Genomic DNA, 446 nt, shown 5'->3' on the forward strand with positions numbered 1-446 from the left:
GCGGAATCGGGAGCGGCCGCGCGCGGGCTGGCGCGGCTGGTGTGGCGCGGCGCTTCGCGTCGCGCGGCGGAATCGGCAGCCGTGCCGGCGGCGTGTCGTGGGGCGCATGCCCCAATCGATGCCGGCACCGGGATCGACTGCCGGCTGGCGGATGCCGCGGCGGCCGCGCGCTGCGCGACCGGCTCGGGGCGCGCGCCGGGCTCGTCGGCCGGCGCGGCGGCGGCCGGCAGTTCGTCGGGCGCGTCCTCGGCATCCTCGGGCCGGCTGCTGTCGGCCAGCACACGCCACGCGAGCATCGGCGCGGGCGGCACGAAGCGCAGCGGCTGGGCCGAGCCGTTGAGCATCAGCAACAGCGCCTCGCATTCACCCCGGCGATCGGGGCCCACCCGGCGCATCGTCAGCGCGCGGCGCTCGCGGTCCTGCCAGGCAGGCACCGAGACGCTCTC

General features: G+C 78.7%; 1 pseudogene. It reads right to left on the reverse strand.

Annotated elements, in window-relative coordinates:
- A pseudogene (locus tag FQ705_RS01995) lies at window positions 1-446 on the reverse strand (glycogen debranching enzyme GlgX); the annotation flags it as partial.

The sequence above is a fragment of the Paraburkholderia sp. BCC1884 genome (assembly GCF_900996225.1).
Classification (GTDB): domain Bacteria; phylum Pseudomonadota; class Gammaproteobacteria; order Burkholderiales; family Burkholderiaceae; genus Paraburkholderia.